Consider the following 26,451-nt stretch of genomic DNA (forward strand, 5'->3'; position numbering starts at 1 on the left):
CGGCACGAGGCCGGGCTGGGCAGAAGCTTTGCGTAGAACGTCTGTATTAGTACAGACGAACGGCGCGGCGCTGTTCGCGCTGAACTTTCTTGGCGTGACGCTTAACAGCGGCAGCAGCTTTGCGCTTACGCTCAGCGGTCGGCTTCTCGTAAAACTCGCGGCTACGAACTTCAGCCAGTACACCGGCTTTTTCGCAGGAGCGCTTGAAACGACGCAGAGCTACGTCGAAGGGTTCGTTCTCTTTAACTTTGACGGCTGGCATCCAGGGCTACCTTAATTCATTACCGGGGTAGACGTGCTCCTGGCAAAACAAAGGTGTGCTGGAGAACGTCGGTTTTCAAGGGTTGCGGATGTTAACCCTTAGCGGGGAGGAATGCAAAGCCTCTGATCGAAAACCGCTGGTCGGCACTCTGTACGGGGACTAGAATGCGCGGCTTCGAATTCAGCCTCCACAAGGCACGGACCCATGCTAGTACTGGGATTGGAAACATCCTGCGACGAAACCGGCGTCGCATTATACGACAGTGAGCGCGGCCTGCTGGCCGATGCGCTGTTCAGCCAGATCGACCTGCACCGCGTCTACGGCGGCGTCGTGCCCGAGCTCGCCTCGCGCGATCACGTCAAGCGCATGCTGCCGCTGATCCGCGAAGTGCTGGATGAAGCCGGCTGCGTCGCTGCCGACATCGATGCCATCGCCTATACCGCCGGCCCTGGTCTGGTCGGGGCGCTGCTGGTTGGCGCTTCCTGTGCACAGGCGCTGGCGTTCGCGTGGGATATTCCGGCGATCGGCGTTCACCACATGGAAGGCCACCTGCTGGCGCCGATGCTCGAGGAGCAACCGCCGCAGTTCCCGTTCGTCGCTTTGCTGGTATCCGGTGGTCACACTCAATTGGTGCAGGTCGATGGCATCGGCCAGTACGCGCTTCTGGGCGAGAGCCTGGATGACGCGGCGGGCGAGGCCTTCGACAAGACCGCCAAGCTGATTGGTCTGAATTATCCCGGCGGTCCCGAGATCGCGCGTCTGGCCGAACAGGGTACGCCCGGGCGCTTCGTGTTCCCGCGGCCGATGACCGACCGTCCGGGGCTCGAGTTCAGCTTCAGCGGTCTCAAGACCTTCGCCCTGAATACCTGGCAGCAGTGCCGCAATGCGGGTGACGACAGCGAGCAAACCCGTTGCGACCTGTCGCTGGCATTCCAGCAGGCGGTGGTGGAGACTCTGACCATCAAGTGCAAGCGTGCCCTCAAGCAGACCGGTCTCAAGCGCCTGGTCATCGCCGGAGGCGTGAGCGCCAACAAGGCGCTGCGGGCATCGCTCGAGGACATGCTCGCGAGCATCAAGGGCAATGTGTACTACGCACGTCCAAAGTTCTGCACCGACAACGGCGCGATGATCGCCTATGCCGGCTGCCAGCGCCTGTTGGCCGGACAGCAGCAGGATCTGGCGATCAGCGTGCAGGCGCGTTGGCCGATGGAACAATTGCCGCCGCTGTGAGGCGGCGTTTTCCCCGCGAGTGATTCAGAAATGTCGTTCGCGGCCGGCAAACAGGTCGCGCAGATTGCTGCGGTGTCGCCAGACTATAAGTACTGTCAGCACCGTCATTGGCAGCAGCGCGGCCGGCTCGCGCCAGGCCAGCAGCGGCAGGGTCAGAGGCGTGGCGATCAAGGCCGCCAGCGAGCTGGTACGGGTGAGGTAGAAGGTCAGCAACCAGGCGCCGATCGCCAGCAGCGCGGCGGGAAAGTACAGCCCCATGAGCATGCCCGCCGCAGTGGCTACGCCCTTGCCGCCCTGGAAACGGAAGTACAGCGGAAACAGGTGGCCGATCACCGCGCACAGGCCTATCCAGGCTTGGGCCTGCAGGCTCAGGCCAGCAAGTCCGGCCAGCAGCACTGGCAGCAAACCCTTGCACAGGTCGCCGAGCAGGGTGAGGATGGCCAGCTTGCGGCCTGCCAGGCGCAGCATGTTGGTCGCGCCGGCGTTGCCCGAACCACTGGAGCGAGGGTCGGGGTTGCCACTGAGGCGGCTCAGGACAATGGCGAAGGACAGCGAGCCGAGCAGGTAGGCGAGCAGCGCCAATAACCAAAACATGCTAACTATTCCGGGCGGGGACGCCCTGATTCTAACGGCGCCAGTCGCCCTTGTCGTCTGTGGAGAGAAGTGCTTGGACAGAGTGTTCATCGAGGGACTGGAAGTCGATACCGTCATCGGTGCCTATGACTGGGAGCGGGATATTCGCCAGTGCCTGCGCCTGGACCTGAGTTTCGCCTGGGACAACCGCCCGGCGGCGGCCGGTGACGACCTCGACCTGGCGTTGGACTACGCCAGTGTCTCGGCCCGTATCCAGGCCTTTGCCGAGCAGTCGCGCTTCGAGCTGGTAGAAACCTTCGCCGAGCGTCTGGCGGCGACCTTGATGGAAGAGTTCGGCATTGCGTGGATGCGGCTGAAGCTGACCAAGCCCGGTGCCGTTCCTGCGGCCCGGGGTGGCGTGGGCGTGGAGATCGAGCGCGGATGTCTCTGAGCACGGTTTACCTGGGACTGGGCAGCAATATCGACCGCGAGCGCCACCTGTGCGCCGGGCTTGATGCGCTGGCCGGCATCCTCCAGGACATGCGCTGTTCGGCGGTGTTCGAGAGCCAGGCGGTAGGGATCAAGAGCGGGCCTTTCTTCAACCTGGTGGTGAGCGGGCAGACCGCGCTGCCGCTACTGGAGCTGGATCGCCGGCTCAAGTTCATCGAGGCGGAAAACGGCCGCTATGCCCCGGATCGCAAGGGGTTGCCGCTGGATATCGATGTGCTGATGTTCGATGAGCTGCACGGTACTTTCGACGGGCTTGTACTGCCGCGCGCCGAAATCCTGAAAAACGCGTTCGTGCTCTGGCCGCTGTCGTTGCTCGCGCCCGATCTGGTGCATCCTGGAGCAGGTAAATCCATGGCCGAGTTGTGGCAGCAGGCGAATATCCAGCAGGAGCTGGCGCCCGTGCCGTTCGAGTGGCGTGGGTTGCAACTGACGCAGCCATTTTAGCCACGACTGCGTTATCCAGAATCTGAAGGCCGTTTCAATGTCGCGGCCTTTTCTCACCTGGCGGTGGCGGTTTGCCGCTGCGACTTGCGCCGCGATCGCCGGCAAAGCCGGTGCCATCCACCGCAGCTCCACAAGGATCGGGCTCGCTGCGCAAGGTCAGCCTTTGTAGCGTGTCAACGCCTGCAAGCGCTCTGCCTTCAGTGCCTCTCCCAATGCCTGTCCGGTCAAACCCTGTGCAACCAAGGGTTTCACATCGACGTCTCGTGCCGCCGACGCCGCGCCTCGCAGGTAGGCGGCCTGTGGATAACGCTCTGCTTGCCGCGCAAGTGCCTCCATCTCGCAGGCGGCGATGAAGTCTTCGAAACGCTGCGGCCTGCGATACACGTCGAACTTCTGCAGAAGCTCCAGCAATGCCGCTGCTTCCAGCTCCATTGCGCGATGCGCCAGAGGCAGGCACTCACCAACCAGCAGTGCCAATTCCTGGCATTCACGTGGCGCCTTGAAGCGCTGGTTTACAGCTTTCAGTTGTGAGGTGTCCCGAACGCCTTGCAGCAGGCAGGCCCAGCGCACGTGCAGTGGCTGCCGATGCTCTGCCGCCTGTTGCAGCGGGGCGAGTGCCTGCGGGCTGGGGTCGAGCTCCGGCATCAGTTGTTGCAGCGCGCCGCAGTCGCGCAGCACTTCGATGAACACCTGTGGCTGCGCTTCCATCAGCGCACGTTCGATCTCTTTCCAGCTCCGTTCGGCAGTCAGTGCCTGCAGTTCGCCGCTGGTGCTGATCTGGCGCATGAGTTCAAGGGTTTCATCGGCGACGTGAAAGCCCAGCGGCGCATAGCGCGCGGCAAAGCGGGCAACCCGCAGCACTCGCAAAGGATCTTCGGCGAATGCCGGGGAAACATGGCGAAGAATGCGTCTATCCAGATCGACTTTGCCATGGTAGGGGTCGTGCAGATTGCCTTGGTCGTCCTCGGCCATCGCATTGATGGTCAGATCGCGGCGTATCAGATCTTCCTCGAGTGTGACTTCGGGGCTGGCGTGAAAGGTGAATCCGCCATAGCCGCGACCGCTCTTGCGCTCGGTGCGCGCCAGGGCGTATTCCTCGCCGGTTTTCGGGTGGATGAAGACGGGGAAATCCGCGCCTACCGGGCGAAAGCCCAGGGCCTGCATTTCTTCGACCGTGGCGCCGACTACCAACCAGTCGATATCGCTGACCGGGCGCCCGAGCAGGCGGTCGCGAACCGCGCCGCCAACTTTATAGATGTGCATGTACAACCTCCGTGACTGCCGACAGCATACCTTGTCGGCAGTCACGAGGTCTCAGAGGTGGTGGATGACGGCGAGATCCATGCGGCCGTAGTCGCCTGGTTCCCCATGCTCGCCACGGGGCGGCATATGGTGGGTTTTCACCACCTGGTCACCCTGTACGGTCTCCAGGTGTATGTCGAAGCCCCACAGGCGGTGCAGATGCTTGAGCACTTCCTCGGTGGAGTCGCCCAGCGGTTTGCGGTTGTGCTGCTGGTGGCGCAGGGTGAGCGAGCGGTCGCCGCGGCGGTCGATGCTCCAGATCTGCACGTTGGGCTCGCGGTTCCCCAGGTTGTACTGCGCCGCCAGTTGTTCGCGGATGACGCGATACCCCGCCTCGTCGTGGATGGCCGGTACCAGCAGGTCGTCGCGCTGGTCGTCGTCGAGGATGCTGAACAGTTTGAGGTCGCGGATCACCTTGGGGGAAAGGTACTGAAGGATGAAGCTCTCGTCCTTGAAGCTGCTCATGGCGAACTTGATGGTCGACAGCCAGTCGCTGCCGGCGATTTCCGGGAACCAGCGGCGATCCTCTTCCGTTGGGTGCTCGCACATCCGGCGGATATCCGTGTACATGGCAAAGCCCAGGGCATAGGGGTTGATGCCGCTGTAGTAGGGGCTGTCGAAGCCGGGCTGGAACACCACGCTGGTGTGCGATTGCAGGAACTCCATCATGAAGCCGTCGGTGACCAGGCCTTCGTCGTACAGGTCGTTCATCAGGGTGTAGTGCCAGAAGGTTGCCCAGCCTTCGTTCATCACCTGGGTCTGGCGTTGCGGATAGAAGTACTGCGCGATCTTGCGCACTATCCTTACCACCTCACGCTGCCAGGGTTCGAGCAGCGGCGCGTGTTTTTCGATGAAGTACAGGATGTTTTCCTGGGGTTCGGCAGGGAAGCGCGCGTCGTCCTTGTCGCTGCCCTTGTCGGCGCCCTTCGGGATGGTGCGCCACAGGTCGTTGATCTGCCGCTGCAGGTGTTCCTCGCGCTCCTTCTGGCGCCGGCGCTCTTCCTCGGCGGAGATGGGGTATGGCCGCTTGTAGCGGTCGACGCCGTAGTTCATCAGGGCATGGCAGGAGTCGATGAGGTCCTCCACCGCATCGATGCCATGGCGTTCCTCGCACTGGGCGATGTACTGCTTGGCGAATACCAGGTAATCAATGATCGAGCTGGCGTCGGTCCAGGTGCGGAACAGGTAGTTGCCCTTGAAGAAGCTGTTGTGCCCGTAGCAGGCGTGGGCGATCACCAGCGCCTGCATGCAGATGGTGTTTTCTTCCATCAGGTAGGCGATGCAGGGGTCGGAGTTGATGACGATCTCGTAGGCCAGGCCCATCTGCCCGCGGCTGTAGGACTTCTCGGTGCTGAGGAATTGTTTGCCGTAGGACCAGTGGTGATAGCCCAGCGGCATGCCCACCGAGGCGTAGGCATCCATCATCTGCTCGGCAGTGATCACCTCGATCTGGTTGGGGTAGGTGTCCAGCGCATAGCGCGCGGCCAGGCGGCTGATTTCCCGGTCGTAGGTCTGGATCAGCTCGAAGGTCCATTCCGAGCCGGTGGAAATGGGTTGGCGTCTCTGTGCTCTGGCGGTCATGTGGCTAACCTGCGCTGGAAGAGTTCACGGAAGACCGGGTAGATGTCACCGGCCGAGACCAACTGTTGCTGGGCGAAGGTGTCGGGAAACGCCTCGCCGATACGTTCGTACTCGTACCACAGTGCCTGATGCTCGCGGGGGGTGATCTCGACGTAAGTGTAGTACTGTACGTGCGGCATGATCTGCTTGGTCAGGATATCGCGGCAGATAGGGGAGTCGTCGTTCCAGTTGTCGCCATCCGACGCCTGGGCCGCATAGATGTTCCAATCGCTGGCCGGATAACGCTCGGCCATGATCTCCTGCATCATTTTCAGGGCGCTGGAGACGATGGTGCCGCCGGTCTCGCGCGAGTAGAAGAACTCTTCTTCATCCACCTCGCGGGCGCTGGTGTGATGGCGGATGAATACCACCTCGATGCGTTCGTAGTTACGCTTGAGGAACAGGTACAGCAGGATGAAGAAGCGCTTAGCGATATCCTTGGTGGCCTGGGTCATGGAGCCGGAGACGTCCATCAGGCAGAACATCACCGCCTTGGAGCTGGGGTTGGGCTGCTTGACCAGCAGGTTGTACTTCAGGTCGAAGGTGTCGAGGAAGGGCAGGCGGTTGATGCGTGCCTTGAGACGCACGATCTCGGCTTCGACTTCCTGGATGTCGGTGAAGTTATCGGGTTCCTCGACTTTCAGCCGCTCCAGTTCCTTTTGCGCTGCGCGCAGCAGGCCGCGGCTGCTGCCGGTCAGGGCGATGCGCCGGGCATGGGCCGAGCGCAGTGTACGCACGATGTTGATGCGCGACGGATTGCCCTCGTTGGCGATACCTGCGCGTACGGTCTTGAAGGTGTCGGCACCGGTCAGGTGACGCTTGACCAGGTTGGGCAGCTCCAGGTCCTCGAACATGAACTCGAGGAATTCTTCCTGAGTGATCTGGAAGACGAATTCGTCCATGCCCTCGCCGGAATTACCGGCCTTGCCGCGTCCGCCACCGCCACCACCGCCTTGCGGACGGGCGATATGTTCGCCTGCGGTGAATTCCTTGTTGCCCGGATGAACGATGGTCTGCTTGCCGCCACGGCCGTGATGCAGCACCGGTTCGTCGATATCGCGCCCGGGAATGCTGATCTGCTCACCATGCTCCATGTCCATGATGGAGCGGCGGCTGACCGCCTCTTCGACGGCCTTCTTGATGTGCTCACGGTACCGGCGCAGAAAGCGCTGGCGGTTGACCGTGCTCTTGTTCTTGCCGTTCAGGCGTCGGTCGATTACGTAGCTCATGGGGCCTCCGCTAAGAGCAGCTGCAAGCGTCAAGCTGCGAGACACAGCAGCCACCAGCACTGCAAGCCGAGGCGCGGACCTGACGGTCGCGCCGTACAGCTTGCAGCCTGTGGCTGACAGCTTGTCGCTTTATTGCGATTTCCTGACCCGCAGGTACCATTCCGACAGCAGGCGCACCTGTTTGTCGGTGTAGCCACGTTCCACCATCCGCGTGACGAAGTCGTTGTGTTTCTGTTGGTCTTCCTTGCTTGCCTTGGCGTTGAAACTGATGACTGGCAGCAGGTCTTCGGTGTTGGAGAACATTTTCTTCTCGATCACCACCCGCAGCTTCTCGTAGCTCAGCCAGCTTGGGTTCTTGCCGTTGTTGTTGGCGCGGGCACGCAGCACGAAGTTGACGATTTCGTTGCGGAAGTCCTTCGGATTGCTGATGCCGGCCGGTTTCTCGATTTTCTCCAGTTCTTCGTTGAGGGCGATCCGGTTGAGGATTTCGCCGGTTTCCGGGTCGCGGTATTCCTGGTCCTGAATCCAGAAGTCTGCGTACAGCACATAACGGTCGAAGATGTTCTGGCCGTATTCGCTGTAGGACTCCAGGTAGGCGGTCTGGATTTCCTTGCCGATGAACTCGATGTAGCGCGGTGCCAGGTATTCCTTGAGGTAGCGCAGGTAGCGTTCGCGCACCTCGGCCGGGAATTGCTCCTGTTCGATCTGCTGTTCGAGCACATAAAGCAGGTGCACCGGGTTGGCCGCGACTTCGTGCGGGTCGAAGTTGAACACTTTGGAGAGGATCTTGAAGGCGAAGCGGGTCGACAGGCCGTTCATGCCTTCGTCGACGCCAGCGGCATCACGATACTCCTGGATCGACTTGGCCTTTGGATCGGTATCCTTGAGGTTTTCGCCGTCATATACCCGCATTTTCGAGTAGATGTTCGAGTTTTCCGGCTCTTTCAGGCGTGAGAGCACAGTGAACTGGGCGAGCATCTTGAGGGTGTCGGGCGCGCAATGGGCCTTGGACAGCGAGCTGTTGACCAACAGCTTGTCGTAGATCTTGATTTCGTCGCTGACCCGCAGGCAGTAGGGCACCTTGACGATATAGATCCGGTCGATGAACGCCTCGTTGTTCTTGTTGTTGCGGAAGGTGTGCCACTCAGACTCGTTGGAGTGGGCCAGCAGGATGCCCGAATAGGGAATTGCCCCCAGGCCCTCGGTGCTGTTGTAGTTGCCTTCCTGGGTGGCGGTGAGCAAGGGGTGCAGGACCTTGATCGGTGCCTTGAACATCTCCACGAACTCCATCAGGCCCTGGTTGGCCCGGCACAGGGCGCCCGAGTAGCTGTAGGCGTCGGCGTCGTTCTGCGGGAATTCCTCGAGCTTGCGGATATCCACCTTGCCGACCAGTGCGGAAATGTCCTGGTTGTTCTCGTCGCCGGGTTCGGTCTTGGCGATAGCGATCTGGTTGAGGATCGAAGGGTACAGCTTGACCACGCGGAACTTGCTGATATCGCCGCCATATTCCTGAAGACGCTTGGTCGCCCAGGGCGACATGATGGTGTTCAGGTAGCGCCGCGAGATGCCGTACTCCTCTTCGAGGATGGCGCCGTCTTCGGTGGCGTTGAACAGGCCCAGTGGCGACTCGAACACGGGCGAATCCTTGATGGCGTAGAACGGCACTTTCTCCATCAGCTGCTTGAGTTTCTCGGCCAGGGACGATTTGCCGCCGCCTACCGGGCCCAGCAGATAGAGGATCTGTTTCTTCTCTTCCAGGCCTTGGGCGGCGTGGCGGAAGTATGAAACGATCTGGTCGATGCACTCTTCCATGCCGTGGAAGTCGGCAAAGGCCGGATACCGGCGGATCACCTTGTTGGAGAAGATCCGCGACAGTCTGGAGTTGCTCGAGGTGTCGATCAGTTCCGGCTCACCGATGGCCAGCAACAGCCGTTCAGCGGCCGATGCGTAGGCACTGCGATCCTCTTTGCACAGCTCGAGGTACTCCTGCAGCGAGAGTTCTTCCTGGCGCGTTGACTCGAAACGTTGTTGGAAGTGGCTAAAAATGCTCATGACGTCACCTCGCTCGATACGTGGAGACGACGCCGGATCAGTCAGCTGATGCTGGCATGCAAGCGGCTTTCACCGATTGCTGTTTACCCCCCAGAACACCTTGGAACGCTACCGATGACCCGCACGCCGGTGTACCGGCTCTCCCCTTTTTTGGATGGCCTGCGCTTAAGGATAGTTGGTAATACGCAAGGTCAAGGGCGAGGGGCCGAGAAGTTGCTTCCGACCGTTCGTCAGGTAAGGCGCAAGCCCGCAGGTGACGCGGGCTTGAGGGGAAATGAAAAAAATTATTCGGCGTCGCTCTGGGCGGTTTCGGCCGGATAGGTAGCGCGCCACAGCTCGAAGCCGCCGTCGACGCTGTAGACCTCAGAGAAGCCCTGGCCCACCAGGTAGGCGGCGGCACTCTGGCTGGAGTTACCGTGATAGCAGACCACCAGCGTCGGCGCGTCGAGGTCGGCGTTGCGGATGAAGTCGGCCACCGAATGGTTATCCAGATGGCGGGCGCCGGTGATATGGCCGGCAGCGAAGGCCTGGGGATCGCGAATGTCGACCACCACCGCACCTTGTGCACGCAAGGCCAGGGCCTGTTCCGGAGGGATGCGCTTGAATTCGCTCATGGGTACGTTTTCCTTCAGGTTCGGTCGTTGATTCTAGTGGGTTCCGGTGCCGTACGTACGGTGCCTTCGTCGGTGCAGTCGCAGCGGTGGTATTGGCCGCTGTCCAGGTTGTACAGGGTCATGGCGCCGCCCCATACGCAACCGGTGTCCAGGGCGATGACGCTCGGCTCTTCGACGTTGCCTTCGAGGGCGGCCCAATGGCCGAAAATGATCTTCACGTGGCGCGAGCGACGGTCCTTGTGGGCGTACCAGGGCTTGTAGCCCTTGGGGGCGCTGTCCAGGCCTTCCTTGCTCTTGAGGTCGAGCTTGCCGTCGGTGGTGCAGAAACGCATGCGGGTGAAATAGTTGGTGATGACCCGCAGGCGCTCGACGCCGCTGAGGTTCTTGCTCCACTTGTTCGGTTCATTGCCATACATGCCGTCGAGGTAGAGCTTGAGGCGGCTGTCGTCGCGCAGCACCTCCTCCACCTCTGCTGCCAGCTCCAGGGCCTTGCCCAGCGTCCACTGGGGCGGGATGCCGGCGTGAGCCATGGCGATACCCCGGGCCTCGTCATAGTGCAGCAGCTTCTGGCGGCGCAGCCAGTCGAGCAACTGATCGGCGTCTGGTGCCTCGATGATCTCGCGCAGGGTGTCACTTTTCTTCAGGCGCTCGATGTTATGCCAGGCTGCGAGCAGGTGCAGGTCATGGTTGCCGAGCACGCAGACCAGCGACTCGCGCATCGCATACAGGTAGCGCAGGGTTTCGAGCGATTCCGGGCCACGGTTGACCAGGTCGCCCACCAGCCACAGGCGATCGACCTTGGGATCGAAGTTGACGCGTTCGAGCAAGCACTTGAGCGGTTGCAGGCAGCCTTGCAGATCGCCGACGGCGTAGGTGGCCATCAGTGCAGAGCTCCAGGCACAGCCAGACGGAACGGCGCGATCTCGGCGTCGAAGCGTGTACCGTCTTCGGCGAACATCTGATAGCTGCCTTGCATGGTACCGACGCGGGTGGCGATAACTGCGCCACTGCTGTAGGTATAGCTCTGCCCGGGGTCGATGGTCGGTTGTTGGCCAATGACGCCATCGCCGCGCACTTCCTCGACCTTGCCGTCGCCGTTGGTGATCAGCCAGTGGCGCCCCCTCAGCTTGGCCTTGAGCGTGCCGTTGTTCGACACCGTGATGGTGTAGGCGAAGGCGAAGCGGTTGTTCTCGGGGTCGGATTGCTCTTTGAGGAAGCGGGTCACGACGCTGACGTCGATCTGGTAGCGGGGGTCGGACATGCAAGGGCCTTGGGCGAACGGGAGCATTAACGCGATTGTCGCAGTCTAGGCCATTGAGAGGGGGAAGGGCCAGCGGTGGGCGCTGTCATCGGTGTGGGGTACTTCGCGGGTAAACCCGCTCCCAGAATAGGTGCGGGTTGCCGGCGAAGGGGCAGGAAGGGCCGAGTCAGCCTTGCTGCAGTGCCAGTTGATCAGCCAGGCGCACGAAGGCCGCCAGGTCCAGCTGTTCAGGGCGCAGGCTGCCATCGACGCCAGCCGCCTCGATGGCCTGGCTGTCGAGCAGCCCCTTGAGTGTGTTGCGCAGGGTCTTGCGGCGCTGGTTGAACGCTTCGCGCACCACGCGCTCGAGCAGTGCCGGGTCCTTGGCCGGGTGCGGCAGCACTTCGTGCGGCACCAGGCGGACGATGGCCGAATCCACTTTTGGTGGTGGATTGAACGCGCCAGGGCCGACGTTGAACAGGTGTTCCACGCGGCAGTGGTACTGCACCATGATCGACAGGCGTCCCCAGTCCCCGCCGCCCGGACCTGCGGCCATGCGCTCGACCACTTCTTTCTGCAGCATGAAATGCATGTCGCGGATCAGTCCGGCGTGAGCCAGCAGGTGGAAGATCAGTGGCGTGGAGATGTTGTAGGGCAGGTTGCCGACGACTTTCAGGCTGCGCGGCGGCACGCCCAGGGTATTGAAATCGAACTTGAGGGCATCGCCCTGGTGCAGGCGGAAATTGTCGCGGTCGGCGAACTTGTGCTGGAGGATGGGCACCAGGTCCTTGTCCAGCTCGACCACGTCGAGTTGTGCGCCGCTGCCCAGCAGGCCCTCGGTCAGGGCGCCCTGGCCCGGGCCGATTTCCAGCAGGTGCTCGCCGGCCTTGGCGTTGATCGCCCGCAGGATGCGGTCGATGATGCCGGCGTCGTGCAGGAAGTTCTGGCCGAAGCGCTTGCGCGCCCGGTGTTGGTAGTGCTCGTTCATGGTCGGTTCTCGGCCATCTGGTAGGCGGTTTCCAGGGCGACGCGCAGGCTGCCGGTGTCGACCTTGCCGCTACCAGCCAGGTCCAGGGCAGTGCCATGATCGACCGAGGTACGGATGATCGGCAGGCCCAGCGTCACGTTGACTGCGGCGCCGAAGCCCTTGTACTTGAGTACGGGCAGGCCTTGGTCGTGGTACATCGCCAGCACTGCGTCGCAGTGCTCCAGATATTTGGGGGTAAACAGGGTATCGGCCGGCAATGGACCGCGCAGGTCCATGCCCTCGGCGCGCAGGCGCTCGAGCGCGGGCTCGATGATGTCGATTTCTTCGCGGCCAAGGTGGCCGCCTTCGCCGGCATGCGGGTTGAGGCCGCAGACCAGGATGCGTGGTTGGGTGATGCCGAACTTGTCGCGCAGGTCGGCATGCAGGATGCGCGTGACGCGTTCCAGGCGTTCGGCGGTGATGGCGTCGGCGATGTCGCGCAGCGGCAGGTGCGTGGTGACCAGCGCCACACGCAGCCCGTGGGTGGCGAGCATCATCACCACCTGGGCCGTCTGGGTAAGGTCGGCGAGGAACTCGGTATGCCCGGAGAAGGCGATACCGCTCTCGTTGATCACGCCCTTGTGCACCGGGGCGGTGATCATCCCGGCGAAGTCACCTTTCAGGCAGCCTTGGCCCGCGCGGGTCAGGGTCTGCAGGACGAAGGCCGCGTTGCGTGAGTCCAGTTGGCCGGCAGTTACAGGCGTTGCCAGCGGCGTGTCCCACACGTAGAGGCTGCCTGCAGGTGCCGGTTGGTCTGGCCAGGCATCCGGCGACACCGACAGCAGCGTAACCGCCAGCCCCAGCTGCGCGGCCCGCTCGGCGAGCAGGTCACGGCTGGTGATGGCGATCAGGGGGTGCGGCTGAGGCTCTGCGGCGAGCAGCAGACACAGGTCTGGACCTATGCCGGCCGGCTCGCCGGGGGTGACGGCGAAGCGCAGGGGCTTCACTGGGTCGCCTGGTCGGCGCCAGGCAGCTTGATCTCAACGTAGGCTTCGTCGCGGATCTGGCGCAGCCAGGTCTGCAGCTCTTCGTCGTATTTACGGTTGCGCAGTACGTTCAGGGCCTGCTGCTCGCGGGCCTGTTCGGTGCTGTCGGTAGCGCGACGACCGAGTACTTCCAGCACATGCCAGCCGTACTGGGTGCGGAACGGCTTGGTCACGACGCCTTGCTCGGCGTTGGCCATCTGCTCGCGGAATTCCGGTACCAGGCTGTTCGGGTCGACCCAGTTCAGGTCGCCGCCGTTGAGTGCGGAGCCTGGATCTTCCGAGAAGCTTTTCGCCAGTTGGGCGAAGTCTTCGCCATTCTTGATGCGATCGTACAGGCGTTCAGCCAGTTGCTCGGTCGCCGCATCGCTGCGGATCTCGCTGGGCTTGATCAGGATATGACGTACATGGACTTCGTCGCGCAGTACGCTTTCGCTGCCACCGCGCTTCTCCTCGAGCTTGAGGATGATGAAGCCGTTGGGGATGCGAATCGGCTGGGTGATGTCACCGATGGACATGCTGCTGAGCATCTTGGCGAAGTCAGGTGGCAGTTGGCCGGCCTTGCGCCAGCCCATCTCGCCGCCTTCCAGGGCGTTTTCGCTGGCCGAGCGGGCGATGGCCAACTGGCCGAAGTCGGCGCCCTGGCGCAGTTGCTGGTAGACCTCGCCAGCCTGGCGTGCCGCGGCCTGGATAGCGTCCGAATTGGCGCTTTCCGGGGTCGGAATCAGGATGTTGGCCAAGCGGTATTCTTCCGACATCTGCATCTTGCCCAGGTCGGAGTTGAGGAAGTTCTTCACTTCCTGCTCGGACACCTGGATGCGCTCGGCCACGCGACGCTGGCGAACGCGGCTGATGATCATCTCGCGCTTGACCTGATCACGGGCGTCATCGAACGACAGACCATCGTGAGCGAGGGCAGCACGGAACTGATCCAGCGACATGCCGTTGCGCTGGGCGATGGTGCCGATGGCCTGGTTGAGTTCTTCGTCGGTGATACGAATGCCCGAGCGCTCGCCGATCTGCAGTTGCAGGTTCTCGACGATCAGGCGTTCCAGCACCTGCTGTTCCAGGGCGCCGGCAGGCGGCACGCCACCGCCGCGCTTGGCGATGGTCTGCTGCACTTCGTGTACGCGCTGGTCCAGCTGGCTCTGCATGACCACGTCGTTATCGACGATGGCCACCACGCGGTCCAGGGGTTGCGGCGCGGCATGCACCGCACCGCTCAGCATTACGGCGCCCAGCATCAGCGGGCGCAGACGATCAATAAGCTTGCTCTTCACGGGTACGGTAACCTTGAATGCCTTGGTCCAGGAACGATTCGACCTTGTTGCCCACGACGCCGCCGAGGCCTTTGAGGACGATCTGCAGGAATACGCCGTGGTCGCCCTTTTCGTTCTGCGGCAGGGCCTGACTGAAGTCGTCGGTGTCGAGCCAGTAGCGGTTGATCAGGCGCAGCTTCCAGCAGCAGCTGTCGTACTCGAAACCGCCCATCGCTTCGAGGGTGCGGTTGCGGTTGTAGTCGTGCTGCCAGCGGGCAATGACGCTCCATTGCGGCACGATCGGCCAGATGACCGAGAAGTCGTGCTGCTGGATCTTGTAGTAATCCTTGATGTAGCCCGGCTGGCCAGGTGTGCCGTAGTCACCGCCGCCGACTTTCCACAGACCGGTCAGGGAGTCGTAGGTAATGGTGTCGTTACGGTAGCGATAGCCGGCGTTGATCACTTTGTTCGGGTTGTCTTCAGGCTGGTAGTGGAACATCGCGCTGCCCGAACGGGTGCTGCGGCTGTCTGGATCCCAGTTGAAGTCCGAATTGAAGCGCCAGTCGCGGTTGAAGGCGTACTGATACACCAGAGCGTATGGCGAAACGTTCGACTTAGCGTCATCGCGCTCGCGGTAGTTGATACCTGGCAACTGCACTTTGCGGTCTTCGAAGTAGTACGCCTGGCCGATGCTGAAGCGTTGGCGCTCGAAGCCGTTTTCCTCGATCCAGCGAGTCGTCACGCCCAGCGACAGCTTGTTCTCGTCGCCGATACGGTCGATACCGCTGAAGCGGTTATCGCGGAACAGCGAGTCGTAGCTGAACAGGGTTTCGCCGGAGTCGAACAGCGGGATGTCCTTCTGGTCCTTGTTAGGGACATAGAGGTAGAACAGACGTGGTTCGAGGGTCTGGCGATAGTTGGTGCCGAACAACGAGGTGTTGCGGTCGAAGTAGAGGCCGCTGTCGACGCTGAAGATCGGGATGTCGCGGTTCAGCGAGCTGTGGTAGCTGCCGTACGCAGGGTTTGCCGACTGAGCGATTGCCTGGGCTTTGCCTTGGCTGTCTAGATCGAGATCGTAGCTGGTGTAAGCGTACTTGAGCTTCGGCGTGATGTAGCCATAGCTGGCTTCCATCGGCAGGCTCATCGCTGGGGCGATATTCAAGCGGGTGCCGTTCGCTCGAGCGATGCCAGATACGTTTTCGTCCAGACGACGTCCAGGAAATCCGGTGCTGTCATCCGGGAGCCCGTCTTTGTTTCGTACGAAATCATTCTTCAGATTACGATCAAAGCGCACAGCCTCGGTATCGTAAGAGAAATCGAAGCCAGCAGGATGGTATGGCAGCATCCCGTTAACGGTAATCTGCGGCAGGCGATCATAAGGCGTGATCTGCGAAATGGTGGCCATTTCGTACGCATGCACGTTCAACCGCGCATTGTAAGTGTCACCCCGGTACGTCAATGCCCCTTGCTGGTTGACGAAGTCGCGCTTCTGCACGCCGATCTGGTCGGTCTCAAGGTCCTGGAAGTAGAACGGGTCGCTGATGTCGGTGTAGTCCACCTCGGTCATGATCCGGTCGTCCAGGCCACCCTTGTGCTGCCAGTTGACCATCCAGCGTTCTTTCTTGTAGTCCGTCTGCAGCTTGCGGTCGTCGTCCTCGTCGTTGAGGTAAGCGCCGCCGAACTGACCTTCGCTCGACTTGGTCAGGTAGCGGAATTCGCCTTCCATCAACAAGCCGCGCTTGGCCATGTAGCGCGGATACAGGGTGGCGTCGTAGTTCGGCGCCAGGTTGAAGTAGTACGGCGTGACCAGCATGAAGCCGGTGTCGCTGCTGGTGCTGAACGACGGCGGCAGGAAACCGGACTGGCGACGGTCGTCGATCGGGAAGTAGATGTACGGTGTGTAGAACACCGGAATATCCTTGACCCGAAGGGTGACGTTGGTGCCGGTACCGAAGCCGGTGGCCGGGTTCAGGGTGATGTTGTTGCCCTTGAGCTGCCATGCGTTGCTGCCCGGCTCACAGGTGGTATAGGTACCGTCCTTGAGGCGGATGATGGCGTTTTCTGCACGCTTGGCGTACAGGGCCGAGCCGCGGATGTGCGACTTGTGCATCACGTATTCGGCGTTGTCGACCTTGGCTTCGCCAGTATCGAGCTGGACTTCGGCCTGGTCGCCCACCACCAGCGTACCGTTGTCGCGAATCTTGACGTTGCCCTTGAGCTCGCCGCGGTTCTCGGTCTGGTAGAGGTTGGCTTCGTCGGCTTCGGCCTGCATGCTGCCCTGGCGCATGACCACGTCACCGGCCAGGGTAGCGATCTGCTGCTCCTGCTGGTACTTGGAGACCTTGGCGTTGAGATAGGTCGGCGACTCGTCCTTGGGCGTGGAGTCGTTCATGCCCGGACGGGTCGGCTCGATGTACGCGCCGCCGCAATACGGGCCGGTCTCGGCCAGTTGCGCAGCGGTGAGCTTCTCGCGGGGTACCCAGTCCAGATGGCTGTAGTCTTCGCTGCGCGATTTCAGCGCGCGGCCCTTGCTCTCGGTGACCAGCACCGGCTTGGGCTCGGCACTGCCAGCCGCCTCGGCGGTCTGGGCCTCGGTGCCGCCACTGAGCGCGGCGCCATCGTGCACAGGGCGCGGCGGCAGAGTGCTGGCAGCGGTCTTGGGCTTGCAGTCCCAACCACCGGCGGCGGACACTTGGCAGTCGAACTGCTCGGCAGCCACCACGTACGATGTGGCCAGAGGTTGCAGGGCCAGCAGACCGCCAGTCACCAGCAATGGAAACTTTCTACGAAACGCGGGGGATTTCAATGCCATCTTATTAGTCCGGGCTTCCTGCGTGCCATCTGCCCGCGTGTGGGGCCGCACGCCTCTCGATGGTCTGAAAAAGATGCTGGATAATAAAGCATGACCCGCTTGACGGCTAGGGGCCGTCGGAGACCCTTGTAATGCCTGATCATGATGTACGCCTGCAACAGCTGACTGTGTGGCTCGAACAACAGCTTCAGAATCTTTTCCGCGAAAACGCCTGGGGCGACGTGCCTGCGGGCAACCTGACCGCCGCCAGCAGCGACGCGAGCTTTCGCCGTTACTTCCGCTGGGAGGGCGGCGGGCACAGTTTCGTGATCATGGATGCGCCACCGCCGCAGGAAAATTGCGCACCTTTCGTCGCCATCGACCACTTGCTGGCCAGCGCGGGTATCAACGTGCCGGTGATCCATGCCCAGGACCTGGAGCGCGGCTTCCTGCTGTTGAGCGACCTGGGGCGCAAGACATATCTGGAAATCATCGGCGACGACAATGCCGATGCGCTGTTCGCCGATGCCATCGACGCGCTGCTGGCCCAGCAACAACTGCCGATGCAAGCGCCGCTGCCGAGCTACGACACCGCCTTGCTGCGCCGTGAGCTTGAGCTGTTTCCCGAGTGGTATGTCGGGCGTGAACTGAAACTGACCTTCACCGAAGCGCAGCAAGCCAGCTGGCAGCGCATCAGCCAGCAACTGATCGACAGCGCCCTGGCCCAGCCCAAGGTCCTGGTGCACCGCGACTACATGCCGCGCAACCTCATGCACAGCGCCCCCAACCCGGGCGTGCTGGACTTCCAGGACGCCGTCTATGGCCCGGTGACCTACGACATCACTTGCCTGTTCAAGGATGCCTTCTTGAGTTGGCCGCAAGCACGTGTCGATGGCTGGTTGCGCAGCTACTGGGACAAGGCGCAGGCCGCAGGGATTCCGGTGCAGCCTGAGTTTGAAGAATTCCAGCGTGCCAGCGACCTGATGGGCGTACAGCGCCACCTCAAGGTGATCGGCATCTTCGCCCGCATCTGTCACCGCGATGGCAAACCGCGCTACCTCACCGACGTGCCGCGTTTCTTCGCCTATATAGATGAAGTGATCGCCCGTCGCCCTGAGCTGGCCGAACTCGGTCAACTGATCGGCGAACTCAAGACTGGGGCACACCCATGAAAGCGATGATCCTGGCGGCAGGCAAGGGCGAGCGCATGCGCCCGCTGACCTTGCACACCCCCAAACCCCTTGTGCCTGCCGCGGGCAAGCCGCTGATCGAGTACCACCTCGAAGCTCTGGCCAGGGCGGGGGTGAGCGATGTGGTGATCAACCATGCCTGGCTCGGGCAGCAGATCGAGGATCACCTGGGCGATGGCAGCCGCTTCGGTCTGAGCATCAGCTATTCGCCCGAGGGCGAGCCGCTGGAGACCGGCGGCGGCATCTTCAAGGCGCTGCCGCTGCTGGGGGATGCGCCGTTCCTGCTGGTCAACGGTGACGTCTGGACCGATTACGACTTCAAGCGCCTGTTTCAACCGCTTCAGGGCCTTGCGCACCTGGTGCTGGTGGACAATCCGGGGCATCACGGGCGTGGCGACTTCCGTCTCGACGGCACGCACGTCGTCGATGGCGACGACGCTCCCGGCACCCTGACGTTCAGTGGCCTGTCGGTACTCGACCCGAAGTTGTTCGAAGGCTGCCAGCCCGGCGCCTTCAAGCTCGCGCCGCTGCTGCGCCAGGCAATGGCGGCCGGGCAGGTGACAGGTGAGCATTATCCTGGGCAGTGGATCGACGTCGGCACTCTCGAGCGCCTGGCCGAGGTCGAGCGCCTGATCGGCGAGCGTGCCTGACATGTGGTGGCCGAGCACAGTGATTGGTGCCGGAGCCGGTTTTGCCGTGGCCAGCATTCCTGGCGCCTTGCTGGGCGCCTTGCTGGGACAGGCCATGGACCGGCGTCTGCGCCTGCAGGGATGGGATGATGTGCGCGAGCGCCTGGGTGGGCGTCCGGCCTTGCGCGACGAAGAGTTGCTGTTCGTGCTGTTGGGGCGTCTGGCCAAGAGTGATGGGCGAGTCGCAGAGGGGCATATCTATCAGGCACGTCAGGAAATGACCCGCCTGGACCTTGCGGAGCCCGCCCGCTTGCGGGCGATCGCGGCATTCAACCGCGGCAAGTCGGGCAAGGACCGTCTGGGGCAGTACCTGCGCCGTATCGGCCAGCAGCCCCACGGCGCCGAAGGTACGCTGCGGGCGTGCTGGCGCATGGTCTGGGCCGATGGCAAGGCGGGGCGGCACGAGCGTGAACTGTTGCTGGACTGGGGCCAGCAATTGGGCATGAGCCGTAACCAGGTGCAGGCCTTGTCCCAGGAGTACGAGCCGAACCGTTCTGCGGTCGAGGGCGGGGTGATGACCTATGCCGCGGCGCTGCGACTGCTGGGCGTCGAGGCCGATACCGACGGTGATCGGATCAAGCAGGCCTATCGCCGACTGGTCAGCCGGCATCACCCGGACAAGCTGGTCGGTAGTGGTGCAAGCGCGGCTCGGGTGCGTGAAGCGACCGAGCGCACGCGTGAGTTGCATCAGGCTTATGCCCTGATTCGCAAGCGGCGGGGGATTTGAGGGGCAGGGTGCGGTGGTGAATTCGTCGCGGGCAAGTCGCAGCGGCGAACCGCTGCTCCCACAGGGGGCAACACACCCAGCCCCTTACTGCGCTTCCTGCGGCATCAACCATCCCCGCACCCGACGGAACAGCTGCTCTTGCTCCGCTGCCCTGGCACCCGGCATGGCAATCAGCGACAGCTGCCGATACTGGCTGTCCTTCTCGCGCTTGCTGGCTTGCAGGCGCAGCTTGGCGGCGTTCTGATCGCGGGTGCGGGTCATGACGTAGATGTCGGCGGTGGGCACTTTGAGCGTCGGCACCAGGCTTTCCAGGTCGTGCTCGACCCGTGCCGGTGTCTGCGCCGAGATCAGTGCCAGCTTCTGCACCTGTGGTGGCTGTTTCTCGCTCACATAGCGCGCCGCCCAGTACGCACCGCTGCCATGGCCGATCAAGACGATGCTGTGGGCATTCTGCTGCTGGGCGAAAGCCACGGCAGCATCGAGGCGGGCGAAGATGCGGGTGGCGTCGGCCGAGTCGTTCTGCTCGTCGGCCTGCACGGCGTCGGTGCCCTGCGCGGTATCGGCATCGGCCGCCGTGGCCTGGGCGACATTGGCGTTGGCGTCGTCCGGCGTATCCTTGGCCGGGGCGCTGGTGCCCTTGCCTTCTACCTTGTCGGGCTGGGCGGCGGGTGTGTCGGTGGCGCGTGCCTGCGGGCTGTCGGCCAGCAGATCGGGCAAGCTGATGCTCAGGCTGTGCCAGCCGACATCGGGGAACTTGTTGCGCAGCGGGCCGACAGCATTGGGCCAGTCGGCGGTTTCGCCGGCACCGGGCACGATGATCACGGCGCCTTTCGGGGCGCTGTCGTTTGCCGGTTTCCACAGCGCCAGAAAGTTTTCGCCGTCGGCCTGCAGGGTCTTCTGCTCGGCCTTGGGCACCAGGCGTTCGAGAGCCTGGGCGTCTTCCTGGCTGCGTTCGGCAAGGGGCGCGCGCACGGCAGTGGTTTCAGCCGGCGCGGCAGGTTTGTCGGGGTCGGCGGCATGGGCCGCGAGCGGTAGGGCCGAGGCCAGGCAGAACATGGCCAGCGTCGTGCGATAAAGTATGAACATGGATCAACCCAAGGCCAGAATGATACCGGCAGCCTAATAGTATTTGCCCGCGACGGCCACGCAGATGGCCGTCATTTGCCAAGACGAGCGTATCGATGAAGCGAATGCGTTGCCTGTTGGTTATCGGCTGGTTGTGCCTGCCCTTGATCGCCCTTGCCAAAGCCCCGGCACCCCCGTCGGTGGTGCTCGAGCCTGCGCAGCAGCAATGGCTCGACAGCCATCGCAGCCTGCGCGTGGGCCTGGTGCTGCAAGCACCCTATGCTCAGTTCGACCGGCGCCTGCAGCAGTTGTACGGGGCCAACGTCGAGCTGGTGAGTTGGCTGGGGCGGGCTCTGAATCTGGACCTGACCTGGCGAAACTTCCCAGACCAGGCTGCTTTGGAGCATGCGTTGCAGGCTGGCGAGATCGATTTTGCTCCAGGCCTTGCTCAAACCCCGGCAAGCCTGCGCCTGTGGCTGTTCAGCGACCCCTACATGCGTGTGCCGCAATTGCTGGTTGGCCTGCGCAGTGGTGCGCTGGCGGTCGACCTGGAGCAGCTTGGCGCCAGCGACCGGGTGGCCGTGCGCATGCCAAGCAGCCTGGCCGATTACCTGCGTGGCAACTTCGCCAATCTCAACCTGCAGGGCGTGCCCAATGAGCGTGAGGCGCTGCAACTGGTGCTGGGTGCGCAAGCCAGCTACGCCGTGCTCGACGAGGCGCAGCTCAGTCGCCTGTCGCGCGAGAGCGAATTCGGCGACCTGGTGGTCGTGGGCGATATTGGCCTGCCGCAGTTGCTGCGTATCGGCTCGCGCCGCGATTGGCCGCTGCTGGCCGACGTGCTGGAGCGCGGTCTGCAGGCGATGCCGGCCAAGGAGCTGGAGCAGTTGCACCAGCGTTGGTTGCAACCGAAGTACCCGCGCCTGAGCGAGTCGGCGGGGTTCTGGCAGAACCTTGCGTTGTTGTTCGGCTTGTTGCTGCTCTGCGCGCTGGCCACCCTGGCGATGCAGCGTCGCCAGCAGCGCCGACTCGAGCGGAGCCTGCTGAGCGTGCGCGAGAGCCTGCTCGAACGCCAGGCCCGTGAAGAGGCACTGCGGCTCAGCCAGTTTTCCATCGACCAGAGCACCGTTGGCATCCTCTGGGTGCATTGGGACAGCCATGTGCGCTACGCCAATCATGCTGCCGAGCGCATGCTCGGCCATGGCGAGGGCGAACTGCTCGAGCGACCGCTGATCGATATCGAGCCGAGCCTGCACATGGACCGGTGGCTGGAGTTGTGGAAGCGTGCGCGCACGGGCGACAGTGGGACACAAGCGTTCGAGACCCTGTGCCGTCGTGCCGATGGCAGCTTGCTGCCGGTGGAGCTGTCACTGAGCTTTCTGCGTTTTCGTGATGCCGAATACCTGGTGGTGTTCATCACCGATGTCACCGAGCGCCGCCGCGCCCTGGCGGCCCTGCGCGAGAGCGAGGCGCGGCTCAAGGGTATCGCGGGCAACGTGCCGGGCCTGGTCTTTCGCCTGGAGCGTGATCCTGCCGAGGGTGAGCCGGAGTTTCCCTATGTCAGTGAGGGCAGCGAGGCGCTGGTCGGCTATGCCCCCGCCCAGATTCAGCAGGCGGACATGGGGCTGCGCAATCTGGTCCACCCCGATGACCGCGCCGACTATCACCGGGTCCAGGACCTGGCGCTGGCCAATGACCGCGACTGGTCCTGGCAGGGCCGCATTCTCACCCGCGAAGGTCTGCAGCGCTGGGCCGACATCAAGGCCAGCGCCCGGCGTCAGGCCGATGGCCGGGTGGTGTGGGACGGTATTGTCTGGGATGTCACCCAGAGCAAACGGGTCGAGCTGGAACTGGCGCGCTCCCAGGAGCAACTGCGTGAGTTGTCGGCACACCTGGAGAGTGTGCGTGAGGAGGAGAAGGCGCGGATCGCCCGTGAAGTGCACGATGAGCTCGGGCAGATGCTCACTGTGCTCAAGTTGGAAGTTTCGATGTGCGAGCTGGCGTTCGCCGAGCTCGACCCGGGGCTCAACGAGCGACTTACCAGCATGAAGCGACTGATCGCCCAGTTGTTCCAGCTGGTGCGCGATGTGGCCACGGCGTTACGTCCGCCGATCCTCGATGCCGGGATCGCCTCGGCCATCGAATGGCAGGCCCGGCGCTTCGAGGCGCGCACGCAGATTCCCTGCCTGGTGCAGGTGCCGGATAATCTGCCAGCATTGAGCGATGCCAAGGCCACTGGACTGTTCCGCATCCTGCAGGAGGCGCTGACCAATGTCATGCGCCATGCCAGGGCGCACACGGTGCAAATCGAGCTCAAGCATGAAAATGACTGGCTACGCATGACGGTGATCGACGACGGTGCCGGTTTCAGCCCGGCTCAGTCACGCCCCACCTCGTTCGGCCTGGTCGGCGTGCGTGAGCGGGTGCTGATGCTGGGCGGCAGCGTGACCCTGGAAAGCGAGCCGGGCGAGGGCACCAGCCTGAGCGTGGCCATCCCTCTTTATTAGGAGAAACACCTTGATTCGAGTGCTGGTGGCTGAAGACCACACCATCGTCCGCGAGGGCATCAAGCAATTGATCGGCCTGGCCAAGGACATGCTGGTAGCGGGCGAGGCCGGCAATGGCGAGCAGTTGCTCGAAACCCTGCGCCATACCCCCTGCGAGGTGGTGCTGCTGGATATCTCGATGCCGGGCGTCAACGGCCTGGAGGCGATTCCGCGGATCCGCGCGCTGAACAGTCCGCCAGCCATCCTGGTGCTGTCGATGCACGACGAAGCACAGATGGCAGCACGCGCGCTCAAGGCGGGGGCGGCTGGCTATGCGACCAAGGATAGCGACCCGGCGCTGCTGCTGACCGCGATCCGCCGCGTCGCCGGTGGTGGTCGCTACATCGACCCGGTGCTGGCCGACCGCATGGTCTTCGAGGTGGGCCTGACCGAGACCCGGCCGCTGCACACACTGCTGTCGGAGCGTGAGTTCTCGGTGTTCGAACGCCTGGCCCAGGGTGCCAACGTCAACGACATCGCCCAGCAGCTGGCGCTGTCGAGCAAGACCATCAGTACCCACAAGGCGCGGTTGATGCAGAAGCTCAAGGTCAATTCGCTGGCGGAGCTTGTGAAGTACGCCATGGAGCACAAGCTGGTCTGATTGCGACATGCATCTGTGGGAGCGGGCTTGCCCGCGAAAGGTCCCTGCCTGTCGATCTCTGTGTCTGTGTCGACCTCTTCGCGGGCAAGCCCGCTCCCACAGGGTTGGAGGTGTCGGGATGAGGAGTATTCCAATCGCGTCATCCTTGTAGGGCAATCCCTACAACAACTCTTCCATCTGGATGATGGCATTCTCTCAGCACCCCCGATTTCCGGGGCTTTGCCGTTCTTCTAGTCTTTTGCCTACGCAGTCATTCCAACAAGAAGGTGCAGGGCATGAGCGAGGCGAATTCGAACGAGACGCTGGTCAGCTTCCGTGGTGTGCAGAAGAGCTACGACGGCGAATCGCTGATCGTCAAGGACCTCAACCTCGACATCCGCAAGGGCGAGTTCCTCACCCTGCTCGGCCCTTCCGGTTCGGGCAAGACCACCAGCCTGATGATGCTGGCCGGTTTCGAGACCCCCACCGCCGGTGAGATCCAGCTGGCCGGGCGCTCGATCAACAACGTGCCACCGCACAAGCGCGACATCGGCATGGTGTTCCAGAACTATGCGCTGTTCCCGCACATGACCGTCGCCGAGAACCTGGCTTTCCCCTTGAGTGTGCGCAACCTGAGCAAGACCGACATCAGCGAGCGGGTCAAGCGTGTGCTCAACATGGTCCAGCTCGACAGCTTCGCCAAGCGCTACCCCGGTCAGCTTTCCGGCGGTCAGCAGCAGCGTGTGGCGCTGGCGCGAGCGCTGGTGTTCGAGCCGCAACTGGTGTTGATGGACGAGCCGCTCGGGGCGCTCGACAAGCAGTTGCGCGAACACATGCAGATGGAGATCAAGCATATCCACCAGCGCCTGGGCGTGACCGTGGTCTATGTCACCCACGACCAGGGCGAGGCGCTGACCATGTCCGACCGCGTGGCGGTATTCCACCAGGGCGAGATCCAGCAGATCGCCGACCCGCGCACCCTCTACGAAGAGCCCGCCAACACCTTCGTCGCCAACTTCATCGGCGAGAACAACCGCATCAACGGCACCCTGCTGGCGCGCAACGGCGAGCGCTGCCAGGTGCAGTTGGCACGTGGCGAGAAGGTCGAGGCGCTGGCAGTGAACGTCGGCCAGGCCGGCGAGCCGGTGACCCTGTCGATCCGCCCGGAGCGCGTGCGGCTCAACGGCCACAGCGAGCATTGCGTCAACCGTTTCTCCGGCCGCGTGGCCGAGTTCATCTACCTGGGCGACCACGTGCGGGTGCGCCTGGAAGTCTGCGGCAAGGCCGACTTCTTCGTGAAGCAGCCAATCGCCGAGCTCGACCCGGCCCTGGCCGTGGGCGATGTGGTACCGCTTGGCTGGCAGGTGGAGCACGCCCGTGCGCTCGACCCGATTGCCGAAGCCCACTGATCGATTGCTTCACCAACCCTGTACTGTGGAGAGAATAATAATGCGCAAGCAGTTGAAACTGACCGCCCTGGCCCTGGGGCTGTTCACCGCGGGGCAGGCCCTCGCCGCGGACCTCACCGTGGTGTCGTTCGGCGGTGCCAACAAGGCGGCCCAGGTCAAGGCGTTCTACGAGCCGTGGGAAAAGGCCGGCAAGGGCAAGATCGTCGCCGGGGAATACAACGGCGAGATGGCCAAGGTCAAAGCCATGGTCGATACCAAGAGCGTGTCGTGGGATCTGGTCGAGGTGGAGTCGCCAGAGCTGGAGCGCGGTTGCCAGGAAGGCCTGTTCGAGGAACTCGACCCCGCGCCGTTCGGCAACGCGGCCGACTACGTACCCGGTGCGATCCAGGGCTGCGGCGTAGGCTTCTTCGTGTGGTCCACGGTGCTGGCCTACAACGCCGACAAACTCCAGACCGCGCCCACCAGTTGGGCCGATTTCTGGGACACCAAGAAATTCCCCGGCAAGCGTGGCCTGCGCAAGGGTGCCAAGTACACCTTGGAATTCGCCCTGATGGCCGACGGCGTAGCGCCCAAGGATGTGTACTCGGTGCTGCAGACCAAAGCCGGTGTAGACCGAGCCTTCAAGAAGCTCGACGAGCTCAAGCCGAACATCCAGTGGTGGGAAGCCGGCGCCCAGCCGCCGCAGTACCTGGCCTCGGGTGACGTGGTCATGAGCTCGGCCTACAACGGCCGGATCGCTGCGGTACAGAAGGACAGCAACCTTAAGGTGGTGTGGAACGGCGGGATCTACGACTTCGACGCCTGGGCCATTCCGAAGGGTGCGAAGAACGTGGAAGAGGCGAAGAAGTTCATCGCCTATACCGTGCAACCGGCACAGCAGAAGATCTACTCCGAGAACATCGCCTACGGCCCTGCCAACTCCAAGGCCATCGAACTGCTGTCGGACGATGTGAAGAAGGACATGCCGACCACGCCTGAGAACATCGCCAACCAGGTGCAGATCGACGTGGCCTTCTGGGCCGACAACAGCGAGCAGTTGGAGCAACGCTTCAACGCCTGGGCTGCGAAGAAGTAACGCGCCTCAAAGGAGCGCCGGGGTTTGACCGGCGCTC

At 62.9% G+C, this 26,451-nt stretch carries 24 protein-coding genes; 10 read left to right on the forward strand and 14 right to left on the reverse strand.

The window, feature by feature from the left end; translation table 11 throughout:
- Positions 1-46: 46 nt before the first annotated feature.
- The gene (gene rpsU / locus ACMGGG_RS25970; RefSeq protein ID WP_003255575.1) at positions 47-262 is read right to left on the reverse strand and encodes a 30S ribosomal protein S21; all 216 of its coding nucleotides are present in this window, start codon (positions 260-262) and stop codon (positions 47-49) included.
- 204 nt (positions 263-466) lie between these two features.
- On the opposite strand from rpsU, the gene tsaD reads away from it, so the two are divergent.
- Positions 467-1,492, forward strand: coding sequence for a tRNA (adenosine(37)-N6)-threonylcarbamoyltransferase complex transferase subunit TsaD (tsaD, locus tag ACMGGG_RS25975; protein ID WP_054892210.1), 1,026 nt, complete (start codon positions 467-469; stop codon positions 1,490-1,492).
- A gap of 24 nt (positions 1,493-1,516) precedes the next feature.
- On the opposite strand, the gene plsY is transcribed toward tsaD, so the two are convergent.
- Positions 1,517-2,086, reverse strand: coding sequence for a glycerol-3-phosphate 1-O-acyltransferase PlsY (gene plsY, locus ACMGGG_RS25980; RefSeq protein WP_054892211.1), 570 nt, complete (start codon positions 2,084-2,086; stop codon positions 1,517-1,519).
- 73 nt (positions 2,087-2,159) lie between these two features.
- Between plsY and folB the strand changes: the two genes are divergently transcribed.
- Together folB and folK are read left to right on the forward strand one after the other, a co-directional pair.
- A complete protein-coding gene (gene folB, locus ACMGGG_RS25985; RefSeq protein WP_414154668.1) occupies positions 2,160-2,516 on the forward strand; it encodes a dihydroneopterin aldolase in 357 nt (118 codons plus the stop codon).
- Positions 2,507-3,019 (forward strand): 2-amino-4-hydroxy-6-hydroxymethyldihydropteridine diphosphokinase, encoded by a 513-nt coding sequence (gene folK / locus ACMGGG_RS25990; RefSeq protein WP_153772391.1) that lies wholly within the window; start codon positions 2,507-2,509, stop codon positions 3,017-3,019. Before folB ends, folK begins: the two co-directional genes overlap by 10 nt.
- Positions 3,020-3,175: 156 nt before the next feature.
- On the opposite strand, the gene ACMGGG_RS25995 is transcribed toward folK, so the two are convergent.
- The 11 genes from ACMGGG_RS25995 to ACMGGG_RS26045 all read right to left on the reverse strand — a co-directional run bounded on the left by ACMGGG_RS25995 (position 3,176) and on the right by ACMGGG_RS26045 (position 17,157).
- Positions 3,176-4,282, reverse strand: coding sequence for a multifunctional CCA addition/repair protein (locus ACMGGG_RS25995; protein ID WP_414154669.1), 1,107 nt, complete (start codon positions 4,280-4,282; stop codon positions 3,176-3,178).
- A 51-nt stretch (positions 4,283-4,333) separates the two neighbouring features.
- Positions 4,334-5,902 carry a SpoVR family protein gene (locus ACMGGG_RS26000; RefSeq protein ID WP_125930925.1) on the reverse strand — a complete coding sequence of 523 codons (1,569 nt, stop codon included), beginning with the start codon at positions 5,900-5,902 and terminating at the stop codon, positions 4,334-4,336.
- Positions 5,899-7,170, reverse strand: coding sequence for a YeaH/YhbH family protein (locus ACMGGG_RS26005; protein WP_054892216.1), 1,272 nt, complete (start codon positions 7,168-7,170; stop codon positions 5,899-5,901). Before ACMGGG_RS26005 ends, ACMGGG_RS26000 begins: the two co-directional genes overlap by 4 nt.
- 129 nt (positions 7,171-7,299) lie before the next feature.
- A complete protein-coding gene (locus ACMGGG_RS26010) occupies positions 7,300-9,222 on the reverse strand; it encodes a PrkA family serine protein kinase (protein WP_054892217.1) in 1,923 nt (640 codons plus the stop codon).
- Between the two features lie 284 nt (positions 9,223-9,506).
- On the reverse strand, positions 9,507-9,836 hold the full coding sequence (glpE, locus tag ACMGGG_RS26015; RefSeq protein WP_054892218.1) for a thiosulfate sulfurtransferase GlpE: 330 nt from the start codon (positions 9,834-9,836) through the stop codon (positions 9,507-9,509).
- A 14-nt stretch (positions 9,837-9,850) separates the two neighbouring features.
- Positions 9,851-10,717, reverse strand: a complete 867-nt coding sequence (locus tag ACMGGG_RS26020; RefSeq protein WP_414154670.1) for a symmetrical bis(5'-nucleosyl)-tetraphosphatase — start codon at positions 10,715-10,717, stop codon at positions 9,851-9,853.
- Complete coding sequence (gene apaG / locus ACMGGG_RS26025; RefSeq protein ID WP_323453135.1) at positions 10,717-11,097, reverse strand: Co2+/Mg2+ efflux protein ApaG; 381 nt, start codon at positions 11,095-11,097, stop codon at positions 10,717-10,719. The genes ACMGGG_RS26020 and apaG overlap by 1 nt, the downstream gene beginning before the upstream one ends.
- 166 nt (positions 11,098-11,263) lie before the next feature.
- Positions 11,264-12,064: a 16S rRNA (adenine(1518)-N(6)/adenine(1519)-N(6))-dimethyltransferase RsmA gene (gene rsmA, locus ACMGGG_RS26030; RefSeq protein WP_063542418.1), complete on the reverse strand. Its 801-nt coding sequence runs from the start codon at positions 12,062-12,064 to the stop codon at positions 11,264-11,266.
- On the reverse strand, positions 12,061-13,050 hold the full coding sequence (gene pdxA / locus ACMGGG_RS26035) for a 4-hydroxythreonine-4-phosphate dehydrogenase PdxA (protein WP_414154671.1): 990 nt from the start codon (positions 13,048-13,050) through the stop codon (positions 12,061-12,063). Before pdxA ends, rsmA begins: the two co-directional genes overlap by 4 nt.
- On the reverse strand, positions 13,047-14,366 hold the full coding sequence (gene surA / locus ACMGGG_RS26040) for a peptidylprolyl isomerase SurA (protein ID WP_054892223.1): 1,320 nt from the start codon (positions 14,364-14,366) through the stop codon (positions 13,047-13,049). The genes pdxA and surA overlap by 4 nt, the downstream gene beginning before the upstream one ends.
- Positions 14,347-17,157 carry an LPS-assembly protein LptD gene (locus ACMGGG_RS26045; RefSeq protein ID WP_414154672.1) on the reverse strand — a complete coding sequence of 937 codons (2,811 nt, stop codon included), beginning with the start codon at positions 17,155-17,157 and terminating at the stop codon, positions 14,347-14,349. The genes surA and ACMGGG_RS26045 overlap by 20 nt, the downstream gene beginning before the upstream one ends.
- A gap of 131 nt (positions 17,158-17,288) precedes the next feature.
- Here ACMGGG_RS26045 and ACMGGG_RS26050 point away from each other — a divergent pair, with 131 nt between their 5' ends.
- The 3 genes from ACMGGG_RS26050 to ACMGGG_RS26060 are packed head-to-tail and all read left to right on the forward strand — an operon-like array spanning position 17,289 to position 19,742.
- A complete protein-coding gene (locus ACMGGG_RS26050; RefSeq protein ID WP_414154673.1) occupies positions 17,289-18,308 on the forward strand; it encodes an aminoglycoside phosphotransferase family protein in 1,020 nt (339 codons plus the stop codon).
- On the forward strand, positions 18,305-18,976 hold the full coding sequence (gene murU / locus ACMGGG_RS26055) for an N-acetylmuramate alpha-1-phosphate uridylyltransferase MurU (protein WP_063542426.1): 672 nt from the start codon (positions 18,305-18,307) through the stop codon (positions 18,974-18,976). Before ACMGGG_RS26050 ends, murU begins: the two co-directional genes overlap by 4 nt.
- 1 nt (position 18,977) lies before the next feature.
- Positions 18,978-19,742: a TerB family tellurite resistance protein gene (locus ACMGGG_RS26060; protein WP_063542428.1), complete on the forward strand. Its 765-nt coding sequence runs from the start codon at positions 18,978-18,980 to the stop codon at positions 19,740-19,742.
- 84 nt (positions 19,743-19,826) lie between these two features.
- Here the strand turns inward: ACMGGG_RS26060 and ACMGGG_RS26065 are convergent, their stop codons facing one another.
- Positions 19,827-20,828 (reverse strand): alpha/beta hydrolase family protein, encoded by a 1,002-nt coding sequence (locus tag ACMGGG_RS26065; protein ID WP_054892228.1) that lies wholly within the window; start codon positions 20,826-20,828, stop codon positions 19,827-19,829.
- A 95-nt stretch (positions 20,829-20,923) separates the two neighbouring features.
- Here ACMGGG_RS26065 and ACMGGG_RS26070 point away from each other — a divergent pair, with 95 nt between their 5' ends.
- The 4 genes from ACMGGG_RS26070 to ACMGGG_RS26085 all read left to right on the forward strand — a co-directional run bounded on the left by ACMGGG_RS26070 (position 20,924) and on the right by ACMGGG_RS26085 (position 26,414).
- A complete protein-coding gene (locus ACMGGG_RS26070) occupies positions 20,924-23,311 on the forward strand; it encodes a PAS domain S-box protein (RefSeq protein WP_414154674.1) in 2,388 nt (795 codons plus the stop codon).
- A 10-nt stretch (positions 23,312-23,321) separates the two neighbouring features.
- Complete coding sequence (locus tag ACMGGG_RS26075; protein ID WP_054892229.1) at positions 23,322-23,951, forward strand: response regulator transcription factor; 630 nt, start codon at positions 23,322-23,324, stop codon at positions 23,949-23,951.
- A gap of 275 nt (positions 23,952-24,226) precedes the next feature.
- Complete coding sequence (locus tag ACMGGG_RS26080; protein ID WP_065864570.1) at positions 24,227-25,339, forward strand: ABC transporter ATP-binding protein; 1,113 nt, start codon at positions 24,227-24,229, stop codon at positions 25,337-25,339.
- A 40-nt stretch (positions 25,340-25,379) separates the two neighbouring features.
- Positions 25,380-26,414 carry an ABC transporter substrate-binding protein gene (locus ACMGGG_RS26085; protein WP_054892231.1) on the forward strand — a complete coding sequence of 345 codons (1,035 nt, stop codon included), beginning with the start codon at positions 25,380-25,382 and terminating at the stop codon, positions 26,412-26,414.
- The last annotated feature ends 37 nt before the right edge of the window (positions 26,415-26,451 follow it).

The sequence above is a fragment of the Pseudomonas sp. BNK-44-b genome, from assembly GCF_047456245.1.
GTDB classification, from domain to species: domain Bacteria; phylum Pseudomonadota; class Gammaproteobacteria; order Pseudomonadales; family Pseudomonadaceae; genus Aquipseudomonas; species Aquipseudomonas machongensis.

Excerpts from the sequence above, each read along its gene's own strand:
- ACMGGG_RS26065 (WP_054892228.1), bottom strand. The coding sequence starts at position 20,828 with ATGTTCATACTTTATCGCACGACGCTGGCCATGTTCTGCCTGGCCTCG.
- murU (WP_063542426.1), top strand. The coding sequence starts at position 18,305 with ATGAAAGCGATGATCCTGGCGGCAGGCAAGGGCGAGCGCATGCGCCCG.
- glpE (WP_054892218.1), bottom strand. The coding sequence starts at position 9,836 with ATGAGCGAATTCAAGCGCATCCCTCCGGAACAGGCCCTGGCCTTGCGT.
- rpsU (WP_003255575.1), bottom strand. The coding sequence starts at position 262 with ATGCCAGCCGTCAAAGTTAAAGAGAACGAACCCTTCGACGTAGCTCTG.
- folK (WP_153772391.1), top strand. The coding sequence starts at position 2,507 with ATGTCTCTGAGCACGGTTTACCTGGGACTGGGCAGCAATATCGACCGC.
- ACMGGG_RS26020 (WP_414154670.1), bottom strand. The coding sequence starts at position 10,717 with ATGGCCACCTACGCCGTCGGCGATCTGCAAGGCTGCCTGCAACCGCTC.
- apaG (WP_323453135.1), bottom strand. The coding sequence starts at position 11,097 with ATGTCCGACCCCCGCTACCAGATCGACGTCAGCGTCGTGACCCGCTTC.
- ACMGGG_RS25995 (WP_414154669.1), bottom strand. The coding sequence starts at position 4,282 with ATGCACATCTATAAAGTTGGCGGCGCGGTTCGCGACCGCCTGCTCGGG.
- ACMGGG_RS26005 (WP_054892216.1), bottom strand. The coding sequence starts at position 7,170 with ATGAGCTACGTAATCGACCGACGCCTGAACGGCAAGAACAAGAGCACG.
- ACMGGG_RS26085 (WP_054892231.1), top strand. The coding sequence starts at position 25,380 with ATGCGCAAGCAGTTGAAACTGACCGCCCTGGCCCTGGGGCTGTTCACC.
- ACMGGG_RS26070 (WP_414154674.1), top strand. The coding sequence starts at position 20,924 with ATGAAGCGAATGCGTTGCCTGTTGGTTATCGGCTGGTTGTGCCTGCCC.
- ACMGGG_RS26000 (WP_125930925.1), bottom strand. The coding sequence starts at position 5,902 with ATGACCGCCAGAGCACAGAGACGCCAACCCATTTCCACCGGCTCGGAA.
- tsaD (WP_054892210.1), top strand. The coding sequence starts at position 467 with ATGCTAGTACTGGGATTGGAAACATCCTGCGACGAAACCGGCGTCGCA.
- ACMGGG_RS26050 (WP_414154673.1), top strand. The coding sequence starts at position 17,289 with ATGCCTGATCATGATGTACGCCTGCAACAGCTGACTGTGTGGCTCGAA.
- rsmA (WP_063542418.1), bottom strand. The coding sequence starts at position 12,064 with ATGAACGAGCACTACCAACACCGGGCGCGCAAGCGCTTCGGCCAGAAC.
- ACMGGG_RS26045 (WP_414154672.1), bottom strand. The coding sequence starts at position 17,157 with ATGGCATTGAAATCCCCCGCGTTTCGTAGAAAGTTTCCATTGCTGGTG.
- ACMGGG_RS26010 (WP_054892217.1), bottom strand. The coding sequence starts at position 9,222 with ATGAGCATTTTTAGCCACTTCCAACAACGTTTCGAGTCAACGCGCCAG.
- plsY (WP_054892211.1), bottom strand. The coding sequence starts at position 2,086 with ATGTTTTGGTTATTGGCGCTGCTCGCCTACCTGCTCGGCTCGCTGTCC.
- ACMGGG_RS26080 (WP_065864570.1), top strand. The coding sequence starts at position 24,227 with ATGAGCGAGGCGAATTCGAACGAGACGCTGGTCAGCTTCCGTGGTGTG.
- ACMGGG_RS26060 (WP_063542428.1), top strand. The coding sequence starts at position 18,978 with ATGTGGTGGCCGAGCACAGTGATTGGTGCCGGAGCCGGTTTTGCCGTG.